This window comes from Tateyamaria sp., from assembly GCF_059783535.1.
Window position 1 is genome coordinate 1 of record NZ_JBYNDP010000155.1, and the last position, 7785, is coordinate 7785.

A 7785-nucleotide genomic window follows, 5' to 3' on the forward strand; every position below is an offset into this window, starting at 1 on the left:
TGGCTTATATCAGCCATCAACCGCTTTCGGTTTTCTTCACCCAGCTCCAGTTTGTCGATCATCTTCTGAAGTTCAGCCGTGCGCGCAGCGACAAGTTCCTCAAGCCGCGCTTTCTGTTCCGCGCGACTGGCTTCCCGTTTCGCCACGGCCTCACCCATACTGTTCAGGATGACACCCAGTTCGCGAAACTCGCGGCTGCCACCCAGTTGGACAGACCCTGAATAGTCACCGTTGCGCAAGCGTTTGATGCTTTGCTGCAAACGAATGAGCGGAAGTCGGATTTGGCCATTGAACGAAATTGCGCCGACAATCAGCAAAACAATCAGCGCAAACAACAGACCATATACAAGCTGCTCATTCCACGTGCGGAACGCATCGGCGTCTGCCAGAACCTCCTGTACTTCTTCCAGCTCTTCATCGACTGCAGCCTGTATCTTGCGGTCCAGTTCAATGTCGATAGCGTCATCCAACAAACCAGCCAGACGCTCGATCTGCAGAAATGTGTCGATCGGATCACCAGCCTCGGTCAGCGTCGCGATTGCGGCATTGATCGACTGAACTTCCTCTTCAATCTCGTTCAGGACGTCGAGCTCTTCGATCTCCTCGTCTCCGATCAACTGAATTTCACGTCCGATGGTCTTTCGAATCTCGACAAGTGTGTCGGCAATTTTCACACGCAGTTCTGCTTCCAGTTCCCCGCCATCGCGGTCGCCAATCAGAAGTGCATCGCCATGCTGTTTGAAAAGCCGAAAAACATCCGCTTCAAGTCTGAGGTGGAGTGCCCGCGATTCCTGGGCCAGTTGCGTCCGTGCATCCCACCAGCGCGACTTTTCCACAGAGTAAAGAGTCAGACCGGCAAATGCGCCAAGGAGTAAAACAATGACGGCGGCGTATACGCCAAAAAGGGTAGTAGAGCGCATCTTGTAGTCCCTTTAGTACGAAGTCGCTTTGCAAGCGTTTGTTGTTGGTTGCGCGAGTATTACGGTTGCCCGGGTCTGGTGCCGCAGCGTGTCAAGAAGCCTGTTGCGGTCCGGGTCTGCGGTCCAACGCAGTGATGAAATGACAACGACGTCAGCCTGCCCAAGGACCGCGCGCGCAAGGTCCAGGCGCAACGTTTGCCCAGCCGTCAGGTTCTTGCCATTCTCTGCAAGGCGTTGATCAAGGCCGCCCGATCCATCCAGCATCTCATTCAAGTCGAATGCGGCAAGCACCTGTCGGATCACACCATCCCTTGGACGCTTTGGCGCACCGAGGGTCACAGACCGTCTCAGGCTGCCTTGCAAACCGATATGCTCGTCACCGATATAGACAATCTTTGGCAAGCGCGTGTCTTGACTACCAAAACGAACGTCTACGGTGCCGTGCTTATCCAAACCCGCAATCAACCGTGCGCAAACGCTCGCATGTAATCCTTCCAGACAAGTTACTTGCCCAGCGTCGGCGGAGAAGGCGATGGTCTGGCCGTTTATTTCGCCTTCTAAAGTGACCGAGATGGGCTCGCTCTTGGGTTTTGACCGCCGTTTGACTGTCGGTTCGTCCAACAACCGTTGTGCCTTTTCCCGCGCGACATACCACGCACAATAGCGGTCCCATGATGCGGCGAGGTCCTGCAAAGGCAGCGCAACAATGGCGAGGACCGACATGCATGCCGCGGCAGTTGCGGGTGCAACACCATTCTGACCAGCCAACCAAAGCATGAGAAGACCGGACAATGCCGTCCCGACCATGAGCAAAGCCTGCAGTCCAGCAGTGCGTCCGCGGCGTGAAACCGCATCCCCCTTCAGCGCCGCGCCCTTTTCGTCGAGGGCGCGCAGTTCCATGTTTGTGCGTCCCATGAGGTCCAGTTCGGGCGCAATCGCAATACGTTCGATCATCGAAATTGCAATATTGGCACGACGCTTTCTCAGCTTGCGGTGGCGCTGTTCCAGGTGCCAGGCCGTGATGCACATGATCGCCAGCGCAAGGCCAAGCGGAACAAGCCCGGTTCCGGCCAGGGCTGGATTGAGGCTGAACAGAATCCATATGGCACCAGGCAAAACAATGATTGCAGACAATACATCGGGCAGACCACGTCCGAACCAAAGGCGGGCGGCCGCCAGGTCACCAACAAAGCGAAGGGACAATGCGCCGACTCGACGCTCCTCGTGACGCGCCTTCGGAAGGCGGGCGATCTGAGAATACAGAGCACGACGGAGTGCGATGGCATAGCTCTGCCCCAATGCCTCGGCACGCCTGCGTGCAAACAAATGGCACATAGCTGCAACCAGTCCGGCGGCCCCCAGTTCAGCAACTGTCTGCATGGGTAATGACTGCTGTGAATGAAGTGCCATGAAGGCATCGCGCGTGGCAAAGGCACCCACGGCAAGCGCAATCGCCTGAACAATGGCGAGTGATATGATCAGGACCGCATCGATGACGCGGTCCTGAGACGTTATTGCGGGAAGGGCAGTCATGCCGCCACACCTTCATGGTCGCGGCGCATCAACGGCGCGACATGCAGTGCAATTGCTTCAGGCGACCACAGATCTTCACGCGACAGAATGGGCAAGCCGGTCACCTCGGCCGCTTCTGCGGTTGCGAGCGGAGAGCAGCTCACCATTCCCGACACTGCAAAGGGCGTAAGCTGCAGGCGCTCAAGCACCATCACGCCACCCAGTGCACTCAGCGCGTCGGGGGCAGCAAACAGGATACCATCCAGACGATCGCGGATTTGCGAGGCCTTCAGAATGTCGCGCGTTTCCTGCTGGAACACGCCGTCCGCGATTTCGACGACAACCACCTCGGCACCGCGCGCAGCTGCGGTACTGACCAGCGTGTCAAAACCCTGCTCGATTTGATCAAGCGGCCTGCGGAAGGTGGTCGCCATGCCAACATCGGTAAAGTCGAGAGCAGGGGCACCACCATCCTCAAAACTGTTGAAGTCACCAAAAGCGCCCGTGCCCGTGGCTTTGACACCTGCCACCGAATACCCGGACCGCATCAGCCCGTGAGCAAGGCTTGAGGCGGCGGTGGTCTTGCCCGAGTTCATCGAGGCACCGAAAACCCCAATCACCGTCACGCGGTCATTCGCAGGCAGGGGCGGTAGTGCATAGTCCGCGACATTCATCACGCGACCCTGTTCGCCTGTCAGCAGGCCAAGTGGCTTCAACCGGGTGGCGTCGTCCATAAAATCATGCGCTGCATCGATGCGCCCGGCAACACCGCCACCTGCAACCAGATCGATCAGGTCGTCATCAATGACGGCACTTGCCAAAAATTGATCAGGCGCATAGCGATCACCCAGACACAAAACGACCAGATCTCCGGGATAGCTCAGAGACACACGCCGTTCTGCCAGTTGCAGTTTCTTGTGTTGGCCGATTTCCACGATTTCGCAGAGCATCAGATCGCCAGCCTTGGCTGTTTGAAAGCTGACGGACAGACCCCGGACGTCGCTGCGATCAACGCGCCGCGTTGTGAACGCCCATTTCGCGATCTCGCAGAGGTCGGGGGTCAAGGGATAAATCTTGGTCATTGGTTTGCTCCGTGGTGTAGCGTTTGAATGACCGTTGTTTCTCCCACCTGGATGATGGCCGTCCGGCAGATAAATGAACCGCTGCCGGAAATGTGGATGAACGCAAGATGAACGCTCACGTTCACCGGATCAGATTGTCCGCAACGAATGGCGCTGGGATTGTGGCCCTAGTCATCATCGTCTCCGCCATCATCACCGCCGTCGCCATCGCCGTCTCCACCTCCTCCGTCGCTGTCGCCGCCGTTATCATCGTCATCGTCTCTTTCATCCCGATCATCGTCGTCATCGTCATCATCATCATCGTCGTCGGAACCACCATTGCTTGTTCCCCGTTCGGGTTCATCGCGGGCGCCTCTTCGAATCTCGCCAATGGTGAGTCTGTTGTCACCGTTGTGATCGGTGGTCCGCATCAGTTGTCTGGCACCGTCGCGCCCAAAGGCCGCTACCAATTCGTCAAAGCTGAGCATTCCGTCCGAATTGGTATCGACAGACCGGAAACTCGCCGATTGACAAAGTGCCGCCGAAGACGCCGCGAAACTAACAACAGCCGCAAAAAGCAGGCTCTTTGGAAGCCTGCGTGGGCGAACCGATCCGTTCGCCGCCGCAATGGCGGCAACGCCATCTGCGTCCTTGCTGGTTCTGTACACCATACTACGCCCGATACTACCTGCGTTACATGCAGAGTATGCCCCAAAAGCAGTAGTAAGTTGCATGTGTGGATGAACGTTAGCCACTACCAAAGATGAACGCCAGATGAACAAATTACGATGCCTCACATCTTGGATACAATCAGGCGATTTTCCGCAACTATTCGCAAAATCAAGGCGATGATCGCCCGAAATACTAACATAATCTGTATTACGGGATAGTTTTAACGATCCGCTGCAAGATATGCGACCGATGGTTTTGACCACCAAAGAAGATGCCTAGAACACGCACCTCCATCAGGTCCGCGTCCGCGATAAAGTAGAAGACTGCGTTATCCTTTGTCACATGCCGCAGCCCATCCATGATCTGCGGCACCAGCGTGCCCTGGAACGGAACATCGCCCAGACGGGCCAGTGCATCCTCAACACCGCGCACGCGGCTGGCCGCACGGTTTAAGGCATCCTCAATCGGTTCGCCAAGATCGCGGTACGATTGGAACAGGTGATCAAAGATGACCTCGATATCCGCGTCACAGGCTGTGCTGCGTAGAACCCTAAACCCGGAGGGCACGAGTTTTTGCCGCGATCATGTCCTCGGTTCGGGCGCGCCCTTCATCCGCCGAAACAAATGTCCCTGCTGCCCGCTCGGCGAAAAAGGCCTGTAGTGCAGCCAGCTCTGCCGCTTCACGCTCTTTCTCGGACCGGACGAGTTCAAGACCCCGCTGCACAACCGCGCTGACGCTGGCATATTGCCCGTCTGCTACCAATTTGCGGGTGAACTCATCCTGTTGATCCGTGATTGATACAGATGCTTTCACAGACATTGCATGTCTCCCATTGCTACTCAGTAGTATAAAGGGATGGAATGATCTGGTGCAAGTGATGCCTCAGTTCAAATCCTGCAGCAGCCGTCCATGTTTCTTGCTTTCAGCAATCACATCTGAAAGTTGGCGCAGCCCTTTCCCTTCCAGAAGCGGGATCAACTTGACCAATGCTTCTGCCGTCACCTGCGCATCTCCCAAAGCCGTGTGTCGCAGGTCGTTTGGAATGACGATTTCAAGTCGCTCACACAGCGCATCCAGCGTGTGTTCTGCAGTCGTGCCAAAGACAATCGCGGACAAAAAAACCGTGTCCAAAACGGGATGATCCCATGTCACCCCCATCTGCCCTTCGGCGCGGCGCAAAAAAGCCAAATCAAATGGCGCGTTGTGCGCGACCAGAACCGCGTCCTGGCAGAACCCGTGCAACGCGCAGCCAGCCGTGGCGAAGTCTGGCGCACCCGTAACATGGGCATCCGACACATTGTGCACCGCTGTTGATGCAGGCGGGATTGGACGGCCAGGATCGACATAGCTGTCCAGCACCTCGCCTTCGACAATCCGTCCATTCAAAACACGGACCGCCCCCAACTGCACCACGTCGTCCTTTTCAGTAGACAGACCTGTTGTTTCTGAATCGAACGCAACAAAACAAAGCTCCGACAAGGCCGTGTCCTGCATGTCTGCGCCATCACCGGCATTCAGCAGGTCAAAATCATAGACCAATGGGCGCGCCTCGGTGGGCGTCAACGGCACCTCGGGCATGTCGATCAGCAGCATGTACCCTGCCCCATCCAGCGGCTTCAGCTTCGCCTCGAATGTCGTTGTTGCATCCTTGTCCCGCAGATCAAACGCCACCTCGGCACCCGTCTGGTTCAACGTGGACTTCGCCCGTCCCAGATCAGCCGCATAGAAGTAGTCGACCAAAGGCGCCTTAAGCCGCGGCGGCGCAATGCCAGACAAGATGTCTGCCGCCTGCCCGTCGTACAGAACGATCCCCATACGCTCATTCACCATGATCGTAGCAACGGGAATCTCGGTTAGTAGAGCGGTCAGACGTTCGGCCTCTGCCTGCAGTCGCGCAGTCTCGCTGGCCACGGCAGATGCAGTGTCCATGACGCTCGAACTGAGCGTGTGCGACACGGCCTGTGCGGCCGGGGCAAGATCCCCAAGATAGCGGGCCGCATCCAAATCCAACTCTGACTCCACACCGGAATGCGCCCGCAGCCGCAGGTCGGCTGCAAGCGTGTTGATCGGCTTGGCAACATTCTCATCGAACAACAGCCAGACCACGACAGCCAATCCAGTGTTGAGAAATGCAAAGAGGACAAAGGCCGTTACAAATGGCCCGGTTGGCAAAGCGGGCTCTGCCCGTGCCCAACCGAAATATAGCGCCCCTGCTGCGAGCCCGACCCCACCTGCTGCCAAAGCGCAGAAAAACAGGAAAATCCGCAAGCGCAGGGAAAGGCGGGTCAACATGTCAGGTCTCGCACACCATCGTCAGAACTGGATTGTCACCGGGCATCACCTGCCAGTCGGCGTCAGCAACCGATCCGTCCGCGGCAAACTCTGCCCCGTCAATCAGCACCGCAGACCGTGCACCCGCGCAATCCAGCAAAAGCGGCGTCTGGTTAACGGGCGACCAACGGCCAAAGAAGTACAAATCCACCAACCGCTGATCCGGCTGCGCCTCATTCCGGCGCAGGTTCGCCACGTCCACCGCAACAAACCGTTTTGTATAGGGATAGGCTTGCGTCCAAGGTCGCAGCCAGCTCTGTTCATCCACCGTCATGGCAATCTCGACACCCTCAGGCAGCCTCTCTGCCGTACGTCCGAACCATGTGTATTCATTGGAAATGGTCATGCCGATCATCCCTGCACCTGCCGCGACGGGCATCAGCCATTTGGGCAGGCGCCTGCCGAACGCGATGTTCAGCACCATGACGATGCCGGCACAGCCGATCCCGGCGACAATGGTTGCAATCAATTCAACAAACATGGGCTATCCCAGCGCTCCCTTACCCGTGCCAATGGCGGACTGCATGGTTTTGACCACCACAAACGCGTCCCGCAAGTGACTGCGCTCAAAGTCAGACAGAGTGGCCGGCGACAGATAGTTGTCCGGCCCCTGCCCCGCTTTCACCTGCGCGGCCTGATGCTCCAACCGGGTGGTGGCAATCAGATCATAGGCATCCAGCAGATCCGCCCCACCAGTGGCCGACAGACCACCCGCTGCCATCGCCGCTTCTAGCCTCGCCCGGGTGTTCACTGCCGTCAACTGCCCCTGCAACGCATAGACGCGGCCCAGATCGACCACCGGCACCACTCCATTGTGCTTCAGATCCAACCGGTTGCGATGCTCGCCTGAACGTATGGTTGCAAGCCCGCGCAGCATCCCCAAGGGCGGGTGATGTTTCAGCGAATTGGCCACCAGATGGGCCACGAAGATCGAGTTGCGCGAGGCCTTCGCCAATGTCTCGGCCTGCAGATCGGCAAACAGGCTTTCGTCGCCACCAATGGGTCGCAGATCAAACATGACCGAAGCCAGCATCTGCGCCTCCGGGTTGGGCTTGGCAATCCACCCGTTGAAATAGGCACGCCACACCGACAGCGGCTGACACCAGCGCGGGTTGGTCGCCATCATATCACCGGGGCAGTAGACATAACCGCAAGTGTTCAGACCATCGCTGACAAACTGCGCCAGCTTCGCAAAGTAAGGCAGCTCAGCTTCGGTTGCGTCATCAGACAGGATCAAACAGTTGTCCTGATCGGACACGCCAGCCTGCTCTCGCCGCCCTTGTGACCC

General features: G+C 57.5%; 9 protein-coding genes. 1 reads left to right on the forward strand and 8 read right to left on the reverse strand.

Going from position 1 to position 7785, the window contains the following annotated elements:
- The 3 genes from AC6RA8_RS19595 to AC6RA8_RS19605 form a co-directional block, all read right to left on the reverse strand.
- Nucleotides 1-920 (reverse strand): HAMP domain-containing protein (locus AC6RA8_RS19595; RefSeq protein ID WP_500355072.1); only part of this gene is annotated, 920 nt, incomplete at its 3' end.
- Nucleotides 921-932: 12 nt separating this feature from the next.
- The gene (locus AC6RA8_RS19600) at nt 933-2453 is read right to left on the reverse strand and encodes an ABC transporter transmembrane domain-containing protein (RefSeq protein ID WP_500355074.1); all 1521 of its coding nucleotides are present in this window, start codon (nt 2451-2453) and stop codon (nt 933-935) included.
- Nucleotides 2450-3514 carry a P-loop NTPase family protein gene (locus tag AC6RA8_RS19605; protein WP_500355076.1) on the reverse strand — a complete coding sequence of 355 codons (1065 nt, stop codon included), beginning with the start codon at nt 3512-3514 and terminating at the stop codon, nt 2450-2452. The genes AC6RA8_RS19600 and AC6RA8_RS19605 overlap by 4 nt, the downstream gene beginning before the upstream one ends.
- 92 nt (nt 3515-3606) lie before the next feature.
- On the opposite strand from AC6RA8_RS19605, the gene AC6RA8_RS19610 reads away from it, so the two are divergent.
- Complete coding sequence (locus tag AC6RA8_RS19610; RefSeq protein WP_500355078.1) at nt 3607-4260, forward strand: hypothetical protein; 654 nt, start codon at nt 3607-3609, stop codon at nt 4258-4260.
- Between the two features lie 112 nt (nt 4261-4372).
- On the opposite strand, the gene AC6RA8_RS19615 is transcribed toward AC6RA8_RS19610, so the two are convergent.
- The 5 genes from AC6RA8_RS19615 to AC6RA8_RS19635 form a co-directional block, all read right to left on the reverse strand.
- Nucleotides 4373-4732, reverse strand: coding sequence for a type II toxin-antitoxin system RelE/ParE family toxin (locus AC6RA8_RS19615; RefSeq protein WP_500355080.1), 360 nt, complete (start codon nt 4730-4732; stop codon nt 4373-4375).
- Nucleotides 4716-4985 (reverse strand): type II toxin-antitoxin system ParD family antitoxin, encoded by a 270-nt coding sequence (locus AC6RA8_RS19620; protein ID WP_500355082.1) that lies wholly within the window; start codon nt 4983-4985, stop codon nt 4716-4718. The genes AC6RA8_RS19615 and AC6RA8_RS19620 overlap by 17 nt, the downstream gene beginning before the upstream one ends.
- A 63-nt stretch (nt 4986-5048) precedes the next feature.
- The gene (locus AC6RA8_RS19625) at nt 5049-6458 is read right to left on the reverse strand and encodes a 3'-5' exonuclease (RefSeq protein ID WP_500355084.1); all 1410 of its coding nucleotides are present in this window, start codon (nt 6456-6458) and stop codon (nt 5049-5051) included.
- 1 nt (nt 6459) lies between these two features.
- A complete protein-coding gene (locus AC6RA8_RS19630) occupies nt 6460-6978 on the reverse strand; it encodes a hypothetical protein (RefSeq protein ID WP_500355085.1) in 519 nt (172 codons plus the stop codon).
- Nucleotides 6979-6981: 3 nt separating this feature from the next.
- The coding region (locus tag AC6RA8_RS19635) for a putative nucleotidyltransferase substrate binding domain-containing protein (protein WP_500355089.1) at nt 6982-7785 on the reverse strand (804 nt) is incomplete at its 5' end.

What these genes read in the sequence shown, in the direction of transcription:
- AC6RA8_RS19600 (WP_500355074.1), bottom strand. Translation starts at nt 2,453, where the DNA reads ATGACTGCCCTTCCCGCAATAACGTCTCAGGACCGCGTCATCGATGCG.
- AC6RA8_RS19605 (WP_500355076.1), bottom strand. Translation starts at nt 3,514, where the DNA reads ATGACCAAGATTTATCCCTTGACCCCCGACCTCTGCGAGATCGCGAAA.
- AC6RA8_RS19620 (WP_500355082.1), bottom strand. Translation starts at nt 4,985, where the DNA reads ATGTCTGTGAAAGCATCTGTATCAATCACGGATCAACAGGATGAGTTC.
- AC6RA8_RS19625 (WP_500355084.1), bottom strand. Translation starts at nt 6,458, where the DNA reads ATGTTGACCCGCCTTTCCCTGCGCTTGCGGATTTTCCTGTTTTTCTGC.
- AC6RA8_RS19630 (WP_500355085.1), bottom strand. Translation starts at nt 6,978, where the DNA reads ATGTTTGTTGAATTGATTGCAACCATTGTCGCCGGGATCGGCTGTGCC.